Here is a 16832-nt window from a genome sequence, read left to right on the forward strand (position 1 = left end):
CTGGTCATGGACGTCTGACGAGGGTGACTCCGAGGAGCTCCAGGCTCGGCCGTCCGCCGGGCTCCAGCAGGGCGACGTCGCAGCGCGCCTGGTCAGGGCCGGTCTCGCGTCCCCGCACGACACAGCGGGCTGGGTGCGCCAGGGTGCCGTTCATGGACGAGCGGACGAAGCGCACCGCCATCGGGAGCGTGGCCCCGTTCATCATGTGCTCGGCCCACAGCACGGCGAGCTGGAGGGCGGCGTCCACGGCGGCGGGATCAAGGTGCCTGCACCGGCAGGACCCTCCACCGTCGCGGCCGGGCCGTCCGGGTTCCAAGCCGGGCCATCCGAGCTCGCGGGCGCCGACGACCGTCCCCGCCGCGCCGTCGGCCGACACTCCGTCCACCGTGCGCAGCGCGCGGAAGGAAGGGCCATGGAAGAGCGCGTCGCTGTCGTAGGGCGATGCGTGCTTGAGCGGTCTCAGCTCCGCTGGCGGTGACCAGTCGACGTACTTCTGGCTTGGCACGACGTTGGCAAGCCGTGCCGACTGGCAGGGCCTGTCGTTCTCATCGAGGATTCTCAGTTCCGTTCCGTCTCGCTTCTCGTCGATGGTCAACGTGAGCCGCCGCGTCTGGCCCGGCTCGACGGTCAGCTTCTGGAAGACGCGCAGATCGGCGAGGGCGATCTGGTCTTGGGCCGGGTCGAGGTCCTTGGCCGCCGCGATGAACCACTCCAAGGCGACCGCGACCGGGACGACCGGGGCACCGCCGATGTCGTGGTCGCGCAGCTCGGGCCGGCCGTCGAGGCTGACACGCAGAGCGGCCTTCCGCCGCCGGCCGTCGGCGGGCAGGAGCCGGTCACCGTCGGCCGCGACCAGGAGCCGCCTGCCGGGCGGCGCCGTGCCCAGCGTCGCCAGGACGGCGCGTCCGCCCTCCACGGCGGGCACCAGGCCGACGCCGTCGCCGCGGAAGTGCCCGGCCAGCTCGGGCGTCACCATCCCCGCGTCCCAGGGACCCCAGCCGACCGCGGTGACCGCCCGGCCGGGGTGGCTCGCGGCCTGCGCCGCCGCCACCTGGAACAGCACCTCGTTGGCCATCGCGTAGTCGCTCTGGCCCACGTTGCCGAACTGGGCGGCGACGGACGAGAAGAGGCAGACGAACGACAGGGGATCATCGGCGGTCGCGTCGAGCAGCGAACGCAGCCCATGGACCTTGACGCCGAACACCCGGTCGAACATCTCCTGTGTCTTGCCCTCGACCGGCTTGTCGGCCAGCACCCCCGCGCCGTGCACGAGCCCGGTCACCGGGCCCCAGTCCTGCCGCACCCCCTCCAGCGCCCGGCCGAGAGCCCCCGCGTCTCGCACGTCCAGGCACAGGTAACGGACGCCGCTGCCCGCCCGGGTGAGATCCTCGATCGTCCGGCGCACCTCGCGAGCGGCGATGACCTGCCGTGCCAGCGCGCCGATCTCGGCCGGCGCGGGCATCGGAGCGCCCTCGCGCCGCCGGTCCGCCACGATCGCGCTCCTGACCGCCGTCTCGTCGCCCGCGGCGCGGAGAGACGCCGGCTCGTCCGTCAGCGGAGTGCGCCCGATGAGGACGAGTCGTGGACGGTGCGCGGCGGCGATCGCGCGGACGGCGGCGGCGGTGATCCCACGCCCTCCGCCCGTCGCGACGACGACGGAGTCCGGGCCGATGAGCGGCGGGTACTCGGGCGGCGCAGGCGGAGGGTGCGCGGGCGACGTTCGCGGCGGCAGGCACGCGGGACCGGCGTGCCATCGGGAGACCGGCACGGGCGTGGGTTCGGCCCTGGCCACGAGGGTCGTCCGGCTCCCGTCGGAGCGCAGCCCCACGTCGAGCACCGTTCCGCCGGTGAACAGCTCACCGGCGATCACATCGGCGAGCTGGTCCGGGGTACGGCCCGCCCGCTCGCAGTCGAGCGCCTTGACGGCGGCGTCCGGCCACTCCTTGGCGACGGTACGGGCCAGCGCCGCCAGCCCGCCCAGCCAGGCCCGGTGTCCCTGCCGCCCGCCGAGCCCGAAGTCGCCGCCGGTGTCCTGGACCGTGACGAACACCCCGCCGTCGCGAGTGAACCGTGCGGCCACGGCGCGGGCCGCCGCGAACGCCTCCCGGTTGAGCGCGATCGCCTCGTCCGGGCCGTCCACCTCGCGCAGGCCACCGAGGAACACCACCCCCGCCGCGTCGGCGGGGATCTCGGCGGGCCCCGCCGCGACCTCCGCGGGGACGCCCCGGGCGCTGAGGCGTTCGGCGAGCCGGACCGCGACACCGCCACCGTCGCCGGTCACCACCAGCCGGCCTCGGCGGAGCCCCGCCATCTCCAGCCCCGAGGGCGGGGCGGGCGTCGCACGGACCAGGTGGCGCACCAGCAGGCCGGCCGGCCGGGCCCGCGGCGGCCGGTGCAGCTCACCGTCAACGGTCCCAGCTCTCATCCACGCACCTCGGACACCAGCCGGTCGGCGATCTCACCGATCGTCTGGAGCCGTCCGAGCTCCGCGGCGTCCAGCGTCGGAAGCCCCTCGATGCGGTCACGAAGCGCCGACAGGACCTCCACCCGTTTGATCGAGTCGACGCCCAGATCAGCCTGGAGATGCATCTCCGGCCTGAGGATCTCGGCGGGATAGCCGGTCTTGTCCGCGACGATCTGCAAGGTCAGCTCCGTCAGATCCGCCGCAGCCTCGGAGGAGGCGCCGGTCTCCGGCGCGTGGTCCGCCGCGATCGGTTCGGCGCGGGTCGGTTCGGAGCGGACGGATTCGGAGCGGGTCGGTTCGGAGCTGGCGGGTTCGAAGCCGGCGGGTTCGACGTGGGTCGGTTCGGGGGCGGTCGGTTCGGGGGTGAACGTGTAGGAGGTGAACGCATCGGGCGCGGGCGCCATCGGAGGCGGCTCCATAGGCGCAGGCGCCATTTCCTCTGCCGTAGGGGCCGGTGTGCCGGTGTCATCGGGGGCGGAGCTGCGCCTCTCCGTGGTGACGCTGTTTCCGTTGCCGAGCGACCTGTCCACGGCTGCCAGGTAGGCCAGGTGGGCGTCGGCCGTTGAGCGCTGGTAGGACGCATGGGTCTCCGCCGCGAGGCGGTGAATTTCCCGCAGCGTCTGCAGCCAGTCGGCTCGGCCGTTGGGTGACTGTTCACTCGCCTGCTTGCTTGGCTGCGCCATGGCAGTCGTTACCTCCGATGTGTTCGGGTCGTCCAGGCCAAGGCGGGAGCCGACGTCCGGCTCCGGGTTGGGCGGTGGCAGGTCGTCCACGCCACCGGCGGGCGGATAGGCCTTGCCGTAGTTGGTGCCGGAGATCCGCACGGTCGCCGGGGACCGCGGCGGTTCCGGTGCGGCCGGGGGCGCGACGTTCCGCCGCAGTGCCGCCAGGCTCAGTGGCACACCGCGCGCGATCAGCGCGGCCAAGCCGTCGTAGAGCGCCGTGACACCGTTCTTCCCTAGCCTGTCCAGCGAGATCGCACTGTGCTCGCGCCCCCGTAGATTGGCGCGCACCAGTCCGGTCAGCGTGGAGCCAGGACCCACCTCGACGAACGTCCGGATCCCGCTGTCGTAGATCGCGGCCACCTGGTCGGCGAACAGCACCGGCGAGATCAGTTGCCCGGCGAGCCGCTTCGCGAGGTCGCCGGCATCGCAATCGCGGGGGTAGGGCGCCGCGTCGCGGTTCCCGTAGACCGGGAGCGTCAACGGTGCGACGGACAGGCCGCGGACGTGGTCCAGCAGAGGCCGTGCCGCGTTCTGGACCAGCGGACTGTGGAAGGCCGTCGACACGGCGAGCGATCGGGCCCGCACCCCCTGCCCGTCCAGGTGCCGGCGGAGGACGTCGATGGATCGGCTTCCCCCGGCGACCACGGTCTGGTCCGGGGAGTTGTGGTTGGCCGGCCACAGGTCGGCGAGCCCGGTCGCCCGGATCGCCCCCTCCACGTCCCGTGCGGAGGCCTGAACGGCGAGCATCCCGCCGGGCACGCGGGCGGCGTCCCGCATCAGTTCGCCCCGGCGCCGAGTCAGGCCCAGCAGGGTCTCGGCGTCGAGGGCGCCGGCGGCATGGAGGGCGGTGAGTTCGCCGAGGCTGTGGCCGGCGGCGCAGGCGGGACGCAGGCCGAGGGTGCGCAGGAGGGCCAGCATCGCCATGCCGTACGTGGCCACGGCGGGCTGCGCCCACTCCGTCGCGGTGAGGAGCGCCGCCTGCGCGTCGCGTTCGTCGTCGGTGAAGGCCGGAGCCGGGAAGACGACGCGGTGCAACGGGGCGTCCCCGAGATGGACGTCGGCGAGCCGGTCCCAGACCTGGCGCGCCTCCGGCATGTGCATGGCCAGGTCCGCGCCCATTCCCACGTACTGGCTGCCTTGGCCAGGGAACAGGAACGCCACACGCTGGTCGGCCGGATCGCCACAGCCGTAGTGGACACCGTCAGGGGTGCTGAACGAGGACCGCGGGTCCGCCTGGATCCGGGCGGCGGCCTGCTCCACCTTGCGCCGCAGCTCGTCGGCATCGGCGGCGACGACCGCCAACCGCGATCGCGACGCCCGCGCCGGCTGCGACGCCCGCGCCGTCGTGCCGTTCTCCGGACGTGCGCGGTCGTCGGACGGGCGTTGGCCGTCCTGGGCCGCGTCGTACTCCCGTTGTGTCTCGCGGGCGATCGACGGGAACGGCCGGTCGTCCGCCAGTACGGTGCGGCACCTGTGCAGGAGGGCGTCCGAAGAAGGCGCGGCCAGCACGACCAGCTCGGACGGTGCCGTGCTCAGGCGATCCGGGCTGCGGCCGCCGTCGTCGGCGGTGTACTCCTCGGCCGTGACGTGGAAGTTGGTGCCGCCGAAGCCGAAGCTCGACACCGAGGCGCGCCGCGGATGGGCCGAGTCGCGGATCCAGGGGCGGGTGACGGTGTTGAGATGGAACGGACCGTCGGTGAGCCCCAGGCGAGGGTTCGGACGCTCCACCTTGATGGTGGGCGGAAGGACCTTGTGGTGCAGGGCGAGCACGGCTTTGAGCAGCCCCGCCGCGCCCGCGGTGGATTTGGTGTGGCCGAACTGCGACTTGATCGATCCCAAGGCGCACCAGGCGGCGGGCGGCGTGCCGGACGAGGCACCGGACGAGGCGCCGGACGAGGTGGCGGCTTCTCCGAATACTTCGCGCAGAGCCGCCACCTCGGCCGCGTCCCCCGCCGGCGTACCGGTTCCGTGCGCCTCCATCAGCTCGACGGTGGCGGGGCCGTACCCAGCCGCCCGGTAGGCCCGCCGAAGGGAACGGACCTGGCCTGCCGGCAGGGGAGCGTAGACGGCGGTTCCGTGCCCGTCCGACGATGTGCCCACTCCGCGGATGACCGCGTAGATGGCGTCGCCGTCGCGTTCGGCGTCCGCCAGCCTCTTGAGGGCGAACAGCACGATGCCTTCGCCGAGGACCATGCCGTCGGAGCCGGCCGAGAACGGGCGGCAGTCACCCGTCGGCGACAGCGCGGGCGTCTTGCTGAAGCTGGTGTACCAGACGGCGTCGTTGAGCGTGTCGACGCCTCCGGTCACCACCATGTCCGCCTGCCGCAGGCTCAGCTCGTTCACCGCCGCGGACAGGGCGGCGAGTGAGCCCGCGCAGGCGGCGTCGGTCACGAAGTTGGTGCCGTGCAGGTCGAACCGGTTGGCGACGCGGCCCGCGAGGACGTTGCTGAGCAGTCCCGGCAGCGTGGCCTCCTGCCAGGGGACGTAGTGCTCGGCGATGCGGTCACAGATGCTCTGCACCTGGGACTCGGGGAGGCCCGCCGCGCGCATCGCCTTGGTCCAGACCGGCCGCTGCATCCGGTTGGCCATCGTGGTCAGCAGTTCCAGCGGCCCCGCGCCGAGGATGACGCCGGCCCGGTCGCGGTCGTACCCCGCCGGGCTGCATCGTTCGACGTCGTCCAGCAGGCGCTGGGCGGCGATGAGCGTGAGGGTCTGGGCGGTGTCGGTGGCGGGCAGCGCGCTGGGCGGCAGCCCGAAGGCGAGCGGGTCGAAGTCCACCGGGTCCAGGAAGGAGCCGCGATGCCCGTACGTCTTGTCGGGTGCCGCCGGATCCGGGTCGTAGTAGTCGGAGACGAGCCAGTGGCCGGGCGGGACGTCGGTGATGAGATCGTCGCCCTCGACCACCGTGCGCCAGAACCCGCCCATCCCGGCCGAGCCCGGCATGAGGGCGCTGAGGCCGATGATCGCGATCGGCTCCTGGCGGGGACGGCCGGACGTGCGTGGCGCCGTGCGGCCGGAGCCGTCCGGCGCTGTGCGGCCGGGACCGTGCGGCGCTGTGCGGCCGGGACCGTGCGGCGTCGTGCGGCCGGGACCGTGCGGCGTCGTGCGGCCGGGACCGTGCGGCGTCGTCACTCGGCCTCCCTGCTCTCGGCCAGGCGGCGGGGGGCGAACGTGAAGCCGTCCGGTGTGATCTGCAGCCCGCAGGTGCGCGCCTGGTGCGAACGGGTGATCACCGCGGCTCCTTCCAGGAGGTTGAGCGCGATCTGCACGACGGTCCGGTGCCGCGGCTCGGCGAGGAAGGAGCCCGCGGTCCAGCGGTTGAACGCGCCCATGGCCGGGCCGCACCAGATCTGGTAGTCGGCCCGCCGGCCCGCTTCGCCGGTGATGGCCCACCGGCTCGACTTGCCCAGATACCAGCGGAACACCAGGGCCATCCGGTGCTTGGGGTCGCGTTCGGCGCGGGCGACCTGGTCCGGGTCGCGGGCCGCCCAGAAGCGCGCCGTCTCGGCCCAGACCTCCGGGAGCGGGGCACGGAAGACCTGGTCCTCCAGCATCGCGCGGCGCGCGGCGGGGATCTCCTCCAGCGCCCCGTGGTCCCGGTACAGGTCGTACAGCAGGGCGGCGCGGCCGGCGAACATCGTCCCGCGCCGCAGCACCTGGAGCCGGACGCCCATCTCGAACATGTCGGCGGCCGGCGCCATCGCCACGTCGGTGATGTCGGCCTGCGCCAGCATGCGCCGGCCCTCGTCGGACATGCCCGACTCCACGGCGGCCTGGTTGACCGAGCCGGTGAGAACGTAGTCGGCGCCGAGCGCGAAGGCGGTGGCGACGGCCGCGGGCGTGCCCAGTCCGCCCGCGGCCCCCACCCGGACGGCGCGCGGGCAGCCGTAGGTACCCGCCAGCCGGTCGCGGATCGCGCGGATCGCGGGAAGCATGGCCGCCAAGGGCCGGTTGTCGGTGTGGCCGCCGCTGTCGGCCTCCACCGTCACGTCCTCGGCCACCGGTATCCGCGCCGCCAGCCCGGCCTCCTCCGCCGAGAGGGCGCCCTCCTCCACCAGCACGCGCAGGATCGACTCGGGCGCGGGTGACATGAACCGTTCTGCGGTCTCGGGACGGGAGACCTTGGCCAGCACCCGCCGGGGCCGGACGACGCGTCCGCTCCCGTCCGTGCGCAGACCGCGCACCGCGCACAGGACGAGCGGCGGCGTCAGGTCCATGTACGCCGACGCCGACACCGCCGGCACGCCATGTTCGATCAGCAACCGCGCCGTCCGGTTCTCGGTGGCCGGCTCGTTCGGGGTGTGAATGAGGTTGACGCCCCAGTTCCGGTGTTCGCGCAGCGCGGCGCCGAGCTCCAGGACGGCGTTCCGCAGTGTCCGCTCGCCCAGTCCGGCCGCGCCGAAGAAGCCGATCAGGCCGGCCCCGGCGAGTTTCCGCACCATCGTCGTCGTGGCGATTCCGGTCGACATCTCGCCGGCCGCATAGGGGAACCGGGTGTGATGGGCCGCGCAGAATTCGCGGCTGCCGAGCCATTCGGGATACGTCGCGGGCAATAGTCCGGCGATCTGCCATGGTCCTGGTGGAGGTCCGTTATCGCGTTGCAGGCCTCTGCCGCCGGTGGACGGATCGATCAGCAGCCTGAAAGGCCGCCGGATATCGGCGATCCACCGCGTGATCTCATCGGGAGCGAAGGACGCTGAATCGTCGTGCTCGCCCGTAAGGGGTTTCTTCGGGGAAACGACGGTGTGCGGGGTTGCTGCCACCATGTCCTACTCGTTTGGAATCGTCCTCGCTGTCGACTCAAGCACGGACGGAAAGGTCCCGGACAGGAGCACTTCGGCTCAGGTTCATGTGCTCTGTGCCGACCGCCGGGCAGTTCATCTGGAGGGACAGTGCCTGGGGCGTTACGCTGCTGTGTCGTGCAGGAGACGCGTCTTGACCTCGCCCGGATACGGGCGGCTCGCCAGGTGATCGACCCGGTCTTCCTCGACACGCCGCTGTATCGCTGCGAGGCGCTGGAGCCCGCCTTGGGATGCGCGGTGAGCATCAAGCTCGAGACGGCGAACCCCGTCCGCAGTTTCAAGGGACGCGGCACCGAGCTCGTCGCCAGCCGGCTTGCGGACAACGGCTCGCGGGCCGCGGTGTGCGCCAGCGCGGGCAATCTCGGCCAGGCCCTCGCCTGGTCCGGCCGCGGCCGGGGGCTCGACGTCACCGTCGTCGCGTCCCGCAACGCGACGGTGGCCAAGCTCGACCGCATCCGCGCGCTGGGCGCCAACTTGGAGCTGGTGGACGGCGACCACGAGCTGGCTCGCGAGCGGGCGGCGGCCATCGCGCGGCATGAGGGCATCCGGCTGGTCGAAGACAGCCTCGACATCGAGACCTGTGAGGGCGCGGCGACCATCGGCCTGGAACTGGCCGGCACGGCGCCGCCGCCGTTCGACGCCGTCTTGATCGCCCTGGGCGGCGGGGCGATGGCCACCGGCGTGGGCCATGTGGTGAAGGCGCTGGCGCCCGGCGTCGAGGTGATCTGCGTCCAGCCGCTGGGCGCACCGGCGATGACGCGCTCCTGGCATCAACGGCGCGTCGTCACCACCGACACGGCCGACACCATCGCCGACGGTGTCGCCGGCCGGCGTCCCATCCCGGAGGTCCTGGACGATCTCCTCCTGGTCGCCGACGACGCCGTCCTGGTCCAGGAGGCGTCGATCGTCACCGGCATGCGACTGCTCCACGACCACGCCGGCCTCATCGTCGAACCCTCGGCCGCGCTCGGCATCGCGGCGATCCTCGAAGACCGTGACCGCTTCGCCGGCCGGCACATCGCCACGATCGTGTGCGGCGGCAACGTCGACATGGACGCTTATCGCCGGTGGGTCGGCGCGGCGCCGGCAATGGAAACAAATGCCTAGGATCGGGACATAGCTCCATAATTGTGGCGGCCTTAGTGCCTTCCGGTTCGGCGGTCAATCACTCGAAGGCCAGAGTGCGGTGCCCGGAAGAATAATTTCTTTGGACTGGCAGTAAAGGCATCTATTTGCGCCAAGAACTATAGTTTCGAAGGTAATCGATATTCGGAGCCCCGGCCGCGCGGAGGGGACGGCGCCATCGACGAAAACCCCGAGGCGGTGCGGCAATTGATCGACGAACTCGACATCGCGCTGCAAATATGCCGACGCATCATAGCCTGCAATGCCGAGACCCTCCGGCAGGCAGAGGCCATCCAGAACGGGTTCCCTTCGGCGTCGAGTGCGGGCGAGCCGTCTCACCGCCTGGAGACGTCCGCACCTGGCGAGAAGACTCCTTCGCTGTTGACCGAGCAGGAGTCCAGAGTGCTCGAGCAGATCTGCCACGGGCGTACGAACCGGCAGATAGCCAGGAAGCTCGGTATCAGCGAGAAGACGGCGAAGAACTACGTCCAGGCGGTCTTCCGGAAGTTGCAGGTCCACAGCCGGACGGAGGCCGCGATGATGGCGGCCCGGCACCGCTGGTACGAACCCCCGGCCCGTGACACCGGGCCGGATGACGTCCCGTCGCCGCCCGCCGAGACCAGGGAGTGACCGGTTGCCGAACTCGTCGAGGCCTCGCCCCGCCGGCGGCAGGATCAGCTGGCGACGGTGCGCGCTGGCCGGCGTGCCGACCGCCGCGGCGTTCGCGGCGCTGCTCGCGATGCTGGCGAACGGATCGCTGGCGACCTCGTTCGCCGTCTCCGGGAAGAGCTTCAAGATCTCAGCCACCTCGCTGGACGGTCAAAGCCGTCCGCCCGGCCGTCGTCAACCGGCATGGCCGGTTGACCGTCCGTGCGCGACGCATAGACCTGCGCGGTGACGTGGTTCTGGAGACCACCTACCTCTCCGGCAAGCCGTTCGGGCTCCTCCCGCTGCCACTGTCGGCCGACCTGCCGTTGCCTCCCGTTCCGGTCACGCTGCCCGTGCTCACTTCGACCGATGTGAAGGCCAGGCAGGTCTTCGTCCGGTCGGCCACTGCCCAGGCCGGCGATCTGCGACAGGCCACGCGACCATGACTCCGCGAACGCCTGGTGTTCGATCAGTTTTGGGTCTTCGCTCAGTCTGTATGGGCAAACGACTTTGGAGGGCGTGTGGATCTGCCTATTGGAAGCATTCTGCTGGCGAGCGCCGAGCCTGACCGGCTGCGCGCCTGGTACGAGCAGGCCTTCGACATGAAGGCGGACGGGGACGGCTTCCTGCACTTCGGTGGGGTGGGCGTGCTCATCGACGGGCGGGACGACGTGGCGGGGCGGGCGGCCGAGCCGGCACGGGTGATCCTCAACCTGCACGTGACCGACGCCCGCGCGCTGGCCGAGCGGCTCGACGGGCTGGGCGTGACCTGGATCGCCGAGCTGGAGTACCGCGAGGGGGCCGGCGCGTGGTTCGCGACGCTGGCCGACCCGGACGGCAACAGCCTGCAGCTCATCGAGCTGACCGCGGACTACTGGCGGCTCCGGCGCGAGCGGCTGGGGCACGGGCACACCGGGCTGCTCGGCGCCGCCGGCGTGGCGACGCGCCTGCCCGCGCAGGATCTGGAACGCGCTCGGCGCTTCTACGCCGAGAAGCTGGGCCTGGAGGCCTCGGAGGAACGCCCTGGCGGCCTGCTCTACAACCTCCGGCAGGGGAGCTTCGTGATCTTCCAGAGCACCGGGCAGTCGGCCGGTGAGTTCACCCAGATGGGCCTCAACGTCGACGACCTCGAGTCGGTCGTGGCCGAGTTGCGCGGACGGGGCGTGGAGTTCGAGGAGGTCGACGTTCCCGGGCTCAAGACCGTTGACGGAATCGTCGAGGTCGAGGGCAACTATCCGTCCAAGGGGACCCGCGAGCGCGGCTTCTGGTTCCGTGACAGCGAGGGCAACCTCATCGGCGTCGGCCAGCCGCTCTGACCCGTCCGCCCAGGCCCGCCCCGCCGACGCATAAGCGGGGACGGCCCCGGCCGGTGCGGGGACCGGGCCGGGGCCGCGAGGGGGGTCAGTGGCCTGCGACCGCCTCGATGAAGGCGTTGGCCAGCTGCCGGTCGAGCTCGGCATCGGGCGCGATCGGGAGCGGCGGGTCGTCCTCTCCCTCCATCCACGCGTGGTGGGCGGCCTGGGCCGCGTACAGGGAGACCGGGGACAGGCGGTCCTTGAGCGTCTGCGCGTCCGTGGGCTCCAGCTTGATCTGCTTCTCGGCCTTGGCCGAGCTGAGGATCGTGAACAGCTCCTCGTCGATCGCGGTGCGCGCGTTGGCGAGCAGCGCCGCGGCCAGCGCGTGCTCGCGCGCGATCTCGCTGTGCTCGATGCCGCCGCCGTCGGTGCCGAGCACGGTGGACACGCCGGAGGTGAGCAGCGTCAGCAGGGCGTGGTGCTTGAACAGGTCCCGGTTGGGCTGCTGGTTCACCAGTTCGGCGGCCCGCTTCATCAGGTCCGTGCGGTTGCTCTGCTGGGCCGTGTGGCCCGCGGTCGCGGTGACGAAGCTCAGCGCTCCGGTCGCGAGGTTGCTGGTGAGGTTCACGTCCGCCCAGATGCGGGCCTCGGCCATCCGCTGGGCCTGGATCAGCGTGGCGTGGGTGACGTGGCCGAACCGTACGCGCACGTAGTGGTCGAACAACGCCAGGTCGTCCTTGCTCAGCATGAGGCGCAGGGCCTCGACGGCGTTCAGCATCACCTGGACGTTGTTCTCCGCGCACAGGTAGTGGGCGGGCAGGTGCGTCTCCCCGTCGTACAGGATGCGCAGTGGCTCCTGCTCGGACCGCTTGGCCTGGGCGGCGATGTTCTGCGCCGCGGCCCTGTTGTCGACGAACCCCGGGTATCCCTCGCCCACGTGGACGTGCGCGACGAGCCGGATGTTCCCGGCCTTGGCGATCTTGAAGATCCGGTGCAGGACGCGGGTGAGGAGCCGTCCGCCGTGCGCGGTGTACCACGTCCGTTCGGGGCTCGCGATGTCGAAGCCGACCGCGTGCGGGACGGCTCCGCGCAGGGCGCCGTCGAGCTTGTCGAGCCAGCCGTCGAAGTCGTCGTACAGGCTGACGCCCGCCCGTACCGGCCAGTTCATCGCGGCGGGCTCGGCCCAGCGCAGCGTCCAGTCGTCGTGCGGCCGGGCGAGGTTGGCCGCGAGGCACCGCATGGCCGCGCCGCGCTCGCCGGGTTGCCACGGCGTCACCGTCACCGGCTCGGCCTTCCGCGGCGGCTGGTCCGAGCCCGTCGCGTCGTACAACCGCAACATCGACCAGGTCGCCGGCCCGTCCTCGGGGGTGCGCACGATCTCGGTCGGGCTCTCGTGGCTGTCGCCCACCCAGCCGAGGAACGAGCCGACGAGCATCGGCAGCCACCGGACGACGACGCCGGACCGCTCGGCCTTGTCGATCGACTCCTTGATGCCGGGGATCGCCCATTTGCCGGTCAGCGACCACAGCGGCAGCGACTGCTCGGAGTAGACGATGTTCTGCCGGGCCAGCTCGCGGATGCCCGCGTCCATCAGGTCCTGGACGCCGATCTTGAGCAGGCCGCGTCCGACGTAGGCGCTGTCGTAGTCGTTCTGCGGCGTCGCGGTAAGCACGTTCTGGCAGACGTGCCGGACGAGCTTGGGCAGGCCTTCGCCGTACTCCTTGGCGGACGTCTGGGGGATGTCCAGCGCGACGATCTGGTCGCAGAGCGCGTCCATGTCGTCCGGTCGCGCCTGGAGCAGCTTCCCGCGACCCGCGAGAGCGCCGGTGAACCTCTTCTGGACCTCACCGGTGCCGTTGGCGAGGATGGCGACCATCGTCCCGGCGTTCTCCCGGACGCGCTTCAGGTCGCCCGCGGGCAGGTCGGGGTCGGCCAGGCCCCAGGCGAGCCCGAGCGCCTGAAGGATCAGCAGCCGGGTCTCCAGGTCGTAGAGGATCCCGGCCTTCGCCTTCGCGGGCTGGTCCTCGTGGAACGGACGCAGATGGACGGGCGGGTCCGTCGTGGTCGCGTCAGCGAGCGTGTGCCGGGCGAGGAACTCCTCGATCTCGCCGATCGTGAGGTGGCGGAGGGCTCCGGCGCGGTCCGAGGCGCGCCAGCGGCGGACGAGGGTCTTCCCCTCCTCGGTCAGGACCGCGAGCACCCGGTAGTGCACGATCCCCGTGTAATGCGTGTGCGGGTCGAAGTACCCGCCGGGAGCGTCGGCTGTGTTCTTGATCGTGGGCACGGGCCCACCTCCACCCGAATGAGACGACGACGCCGTGCGGCGCACCGCCATCGGACCACGCGCGAGCCGGGCCCACCCGAAAGGTCTGGTTCCAAACCTTTAATCGGACGTGCCCAAACGGACTGTCCGAAACCGGTCTGCGCCACGTCCCCGCACGCCATCCGCCTGATCACACAACGAGATCGCATGATCGCACTACGTATGCCACATCCGGCCAGCGCTAAGGTCAGCGCCATGTCCGAGGAGTTCGATCTCGCCGGCGACCTGACGGCCGCTTGCCATGACCGCGCGCAGGCGTGGCGTTTCCTCCGGAGGTTCGCCGCCGCATGGTCGACTCCGATCGCCGACGGTGACGGCTGGCGGCAGGACGAGTTGTCCGCGGCCGAACAACGGCTCGGCGTCCAGTTGCCCGAGGCGCTCAAGGAAGCCTTCGCGCTGCTCGGCAGGCGCGAAGACCTCACCAGCAACCAGGACCACCTGTTCCGGCCCGACCAGCTGGACTACGACGAGACCGGCCGAGCCCTCCTGTGGCGCTGCGAAAACCAGGGCGTCGCTTACTGGGGCATCCCGGTCGAAGACCTCCGCCTGCCAGATCCGCCCGTCATCTTTCAGCTCGACGCCACCTACTACTCGCCCGAGCCATGGCGCCCGTTCCTCGGGCGCCTCTCCCTCGCCTGCATCGAGATGGTGCTGTACGAGGCCCTGTTCGGCTCGGACAACGACAGCCGGGAGGCCACCGACGCCGACCCCGGCATTCTCGAACGCCGCTTCACGCGCCTGTCTCTGCCGGACTACCCGATGTGGACCACCCCCGAAGGACCACCGATCCGCTGGTTCCACGGCCGTGACGTGCTGGTCTGCGACTTCGCCACGGAATGGATCTGGGTGCGGGCACGCACTCCCGAAGCACTCGAAGCCGTACGCGACACCCTGCCCGGCGACTGGCAAATGCGCCCGTGACCAAAGCTCATGAGCGGGCGGGGCTCATGAGCGGGGGAGCTTCGAGGACGCACGGCTGGCGTCGCCTTCCTCAGGCGTCACATTCGGTCGAGCCAGGCGGCGATCGATTGTTTGTAGCCGTCCGGCATGTGCAGGTCTGGGACCTCGCTCAGAGCGAACAGGCCCAGCTGCTTGTGCTCGTGGCTGAGGACGGGCGCGATGTCCGGGGTCATCACCGTGCAGCCGTAGGTGACGATCACGAGACGGCCGCGGTCACGCTCTGGGGGCCGGGCTTCCCACCTGGGCACTTGGTGCAGATGGAAGACTGCTCGGCATGACTGGACGTGATGCCAAGGCGGACCTTCAGCATTACTTGCAAGCTGCGCGTGACGCTCTGATGTGGAAGCTGGAGGGGCTCTCGGAGTACGACGTCCGTCGCCCGATGACGCCGACGGGCACCAACCTGCTGGGGCTCGTCAAGCATGTGGCCGGCATGGAGTTGATCTACTTCGGCGATACCTTCGACCGGCCGTCCGGTGTGGCGCTGCCCTGGCTCGCCGACGACGCCGAGCCCAACGCGGACATGTGGGCGGCGGCCGACGAGTCGCGTGATCAGATCACGGAGCTGTACCGCCGGGCGTGCGCGCACGCCGACGCCACGATCGGCGCGCTGGCGCTGGACGCGCCGGGCCGGGTGCCGCACTGGCCGGCCGGGCGGAGCGAGGTGACGTTGCACCGGATCCTGGTGCACATGATCGCTGAGACCGATCGGCACGCCGGTCACGCCGACATCGTCAGGGAGCTGATCGACGGCTCTGTGGGTTTGCGCGTCGGCAACGGCAACATGGCGCCCGGCGATCAGGCGTGGTGGGAGAGCTACCGGGATCGGCTCGAGCGCGTGGCGAAGGAAGCCGGCCAGAACTGAGCTCGCTTGCCTTGGCGGAGGACAAGGCGTTCACCTGGACGGCGCAACTGGAACCTACTGGGACGGACAGCTGGGACTTGCTGGGACGGCGCAGCTAGACCTGCTGGGACGGGAGGTCACGGGAACCGTTCGGAGGGGGGATCGCGTCAGTAGTTACGTTCGTGATCTCTCTGGAAGGTTCTTTTTGATGGGTGACGCGCCTGAGGCGACGGAAGCGGCCGAGGCTTACCAGCGGGGGATGGCGGCGGCCGATCAGCGCGACGTCGACGGTGCCGAGCACTGGTGGCGCGTCGCCGCCGAAGCGGGCCACCCCGGCGCCGCCTTCGAGCTCGGCTATATCGCCGAGACGCGGAACGACTACGCGGGGGCCGAACGCTGGCACCGGCAGGCGGCGGAAGGCGGCCACACCGGTGGGATGCTGGGCGCCGGAGTCGCCCTGGAGAAACTGGGCCGGAAGGACGAGGCCCTGACGTTCTACCGTCGCGCCTGGGAAACGGGCTCCAGCGACAAGGCGGCGTTCAACCTGGGCCGCCTCTACGACGATGACGGCAAGGGCGACCTGGCGGCGGCGGCCGAGTGGTACGGACGCGCGGCCGAGAAGGGCAACGCCGCCGCCGCGTACAACCTTGGGCATGTGCGCAGCGACCAGGGCGACAAGGCCGGGCAGGCGGAGGCATGGCGGCTCGCCGTCGAGCTCAAGCATCCCCAGGCCGCGTTCAGTCTCGCCTTTGTTCATCTGGAGAACGGTGACGAGGACAAGGCGGTTGGGCTGTGGCGCCAGGCGGTAGCGGAGTTCGCGCATGAGAAGGCTGCCGAAAACGTCGCCACCTATTACCTGCGGCGGGATGAGCCGGCCAAGGCCAAGTTCTGGGACGAGGTGACGAAGGGACTGACCGCCTACAGTCCGCAGTTCGAGACGTTCGCCGCCTGGACGTCCGCCGCGTCGATCCACCGCCAGGACATCCTCAACGGAGCCTTCGGTGACGGTGACATGCGGTTCAACCTGGACGAGGCGACTCTTACCGCGGACGGGCGGACGTACACCGGCGTCACCAATATGGGCAGCTTCTCCCACCTGGACAACAGCTGGCTGTGGTCCTGGGCCAACCCTGCCCTTGGCGAGGACGTGCCCGCGCTGGCCCGGCTACGTGAGCTGCGCGAGTACGGGGAGCAGAACGACATTCCCGAGCTGGTGATAGGCCGCCTCGACATGTCGGGATTCCCGCAGCCTCATCAGGCGGCGACAACGATGGCCATCGCGGCCGCAGCACTACTTGGCGGCAACGGCCTCCATTCTTGCCGCATCAACGATGGCAAGGGATCGGCGTACTTCCACCTGGACGACCCGCAGCTTCCCGTGGCGGAGTACGACCATCTCGCGGCCGCGCGGCTGCTGATGGCGGCGGTAGAAGTCTTCCCCTCGGACCATCGACTGGTCGTACGCGGCTTCCTATCGCACTTCGGCTTCAGCCTGAAGGAGTCTGCTGACGTCATCGGAGGTGACTCTCCGCAGGGGCACCAACTGATGGTCGGCTTCACCGACGCTGGCCTCATCAAAGCCATCTCCAGCGGAAAGGGAACGAGCTAGGAACGCCACCGGACGAGCGGTCGTCCTCTGCGCGCCG

At 70.9% G+C, this 16832-nt stretch carries 12 protein-coding genes; 7 read left to right on the top strand and 5 right to left on the bottom strand.

Annotation, left to right across the window (positions count from 1 at the left end; all coding sequences use genetic code 11):
• Positions 1-4: 4 nt before the first annotated feature.
• From ACGFNU_RS34655 to ACGFNU_RS34665, 3 genes are read right to left on the bottom strand one after another with little or no spacing between them, the layout of a single operon-like run.
• A complete protein-coding gene (locus ACGFNU_RS34655) occupies positions 5-2425 on the bottom strand; it encodes an SDR family NAD(P)-dependent oxidoreductase (protein WP_392600614.1) in 2421 nt (806 codons plus the stop codon).
• Positions 2422-6321 carry a beta-ketoacyl synthase N-terminal-like domain-containing protein gene (locus tag ACGFNU_RS34660; RefSeq protein WP_392600616.1) on the bottom strand — a complete coding sequence of 1300 codons (3900 nt, stop codon included), beginning with the start codon at positions 6319-6321 and terminating at the stop codon, positions 2422-2424. The genes ACGFNU_RS34655 and ACGFNU_RS34660 overlap by 4 nt, the downstream gene beginning before the upstream one ends.
• The gene (locus ACGFNU_RS34665) at positions 6318-7742 is read right to left on the bottom strand and encodes a PfaD family polyunsaturated fatty acid/polyketide biosynthesis protein (RefSeq protein WP_392600618.1); all 1425 of its coding nucleotides are present in this window, start codon (positions 7740-7742) and stop codon (positions 6318-6320) included. The genes ACGFNU_RS34660 and ACGFNU_RS34665 overlap by 4 nt, the downstream gene beginning before the upstream one ends.
• A gap of 366 nt (positions 7743-8108) precedes the next feature.
• Between ACGFNU_RS34665 and ACGFNU_RS34670 the strand changes: the two genes are divergently transcribed.
• The 4 genes from ACGFNU_RS34670 (at position 8109) to ACGFNU_RS34685 (ending at position 11080) form a co-directional block, all read left to right on the top strand.
• Positions 8109-9098: a threonine/serine dehydratase gene (locus ACGFNU_RS34670; RefSeq protein ID WP_392600620.1), complete on the top strand. Its 990-nt coding sequence runs from the start codon at positions 8109-8111 to the stop codon at positions 9096-9098.
• A gap of 420 nt (positions 9099-9518) precedes the next feature.
• Positions 9519-9746: a response regulator transcription factor gene (locus ACGFNU_RS34675; RefSeq protein WP_392600622.1), complete on the top strand. Its 228-nt coding sequence runs from the start codon at positions 9519-9521 to the stop codon at positions 9744-9746.
• A gap of 230 nt (positions 9747-9976) precedes the next feature.
• Entirely contained in the window at positions 9977-10210 is a 234-nt protein-coding gene (locus tag ACGFNU_RS34680) for a hypothetical protein (RefSeq protein ID WP_392600624.1), read from the top strand.
• Between the two features lie 75 nt (positions 10211-10285).
• The gene (locus tag ACGFNU_RS34685) at positions 10286-11080 is read left to right on the top strand and encodes a VOC family protein (RefSeq protein WP_392600626.1); all 795 of its coding nucleotides are present in this window, start codon (positions 10286-10288) and stop codon (positions 11078-11080) included.
• 85 nt (positions 11081-11165) lie between these two features.
• Here ACGFNU_RS34685 and ACGFNU_RS34690 read toward each other — a convergent pair whose 3' ends face one another.
• A complete protein-coding gene (locus ACGFNU_RS34690) occupies positions 11166-13343 on the bottom strand; it encodes a hypothetical protein (protein WP_392600628.1) in 2178 nt (725 codons plus the stop codon).
• 234 nt (positions 13344-13577) lie between these two features.
• Here ACGFNU_RS34690 and ACGFNU_RS34695 point away from each other — a divergent pair, with 234 nt between their 5' ends.
• Positions 13578-14303, top strand: coding sequence for a hypothetical protein (locus ACGFNU_RS34695; protein WP_392600630.1), 726 nt, complete (start codon positions 13578-13580; stop codon positions 14301-14303).
• A 77-nt stretch (positions 14304-14380) separates the two neighbouring features.
• Here ACGFNU_RS34695 and ACGFNU_RS34700 read toward each other — a convergent pair whose 3' ends face one another.
• Positions 14381-14590 (bottom strand): hypothetical protein, encoded by a 210-nt coding sequence (locus ACGFNU_RS34700; protein WP_392600632.1) that lies wholly within the window; start codon positions 14588-14590, stop codon positions 14381-14383.
• A gap of 26 nt (positions 14591-14616) precedes the next feature.
• Between ACGFNU_RS34700 and ACGFNU_RS34705 the strand changes: the two genes are divergently transcribed.
• Together ACGFNU_RS34705 and ACGFNU_RS34710 are read left to right on the top strand one after the other, a co-directional pair.
• Complete coding sequence (locus ACGFNU_RS34705) at positions 14617-15207, top strand: DinB family protein (protein ID WP_392600634.1); 591 nt, start codon at positions 14617-14619, stop codon at positions 15205-15207.
• A gap of 187 nt (positions 15208-15394) precedes the next feature.
• Positions 15395-16795 carry a DUF6882 domain-containing protein gene (locus tag ACGFNU_RS34710; RefSeq protein WP_392600636.1) on the top strand — a complete coding sequence of 467 codons (1401 nt, stop codon included), beginning with the start codon at positions 15395-15397 and terminating at the stop codon, positions 16793-16795.
• Positions 16796-16832: the final 37 nt, after the last annotated feature.

Source organism: Spirillospora sp. NPDC048911 (assembly GCF_043198015.1).
Lineage (GTDB): Bacteria > Actinomycetota > Actinomycetes > Streptosporangiales > Streptosporangiaceae > Spirillospora.

Excerpts from the sequence above, each read along its gene's own strand:
- ACGFNU_RS34655 (WP_392600614.1), bottom strand. The coding sequence starts at position 2,425 with ATGAGAGCTGGGACCGTTGACGGTGAGCTGCACCGGCCGCCGCGGGCC.
- ACGFNU_RS34710 (WP_392600636.1), top strand. The coding sequence starts at position 15,395 with ATGGGTGACGCGCCTGAGGCGACGGAAGCGGCCGAGGCTTACCAGCGG.
- ACGFNU_RS34695 (WP_392600630.1), top strand. The coding sequence starts at position 13,578 with ATGTCCGAGGAGTTCGATCTCGCCGGCGACCTGACGGCCGCTTGCCAT.
- ACGFNU_RS34705 (WP_392600634.1), top strand. The coding sequence starts at position 14,617 with ATGACTGGACGTGATGCCAAGGCGGACCTTCAGCATTACTTGCAAGCT.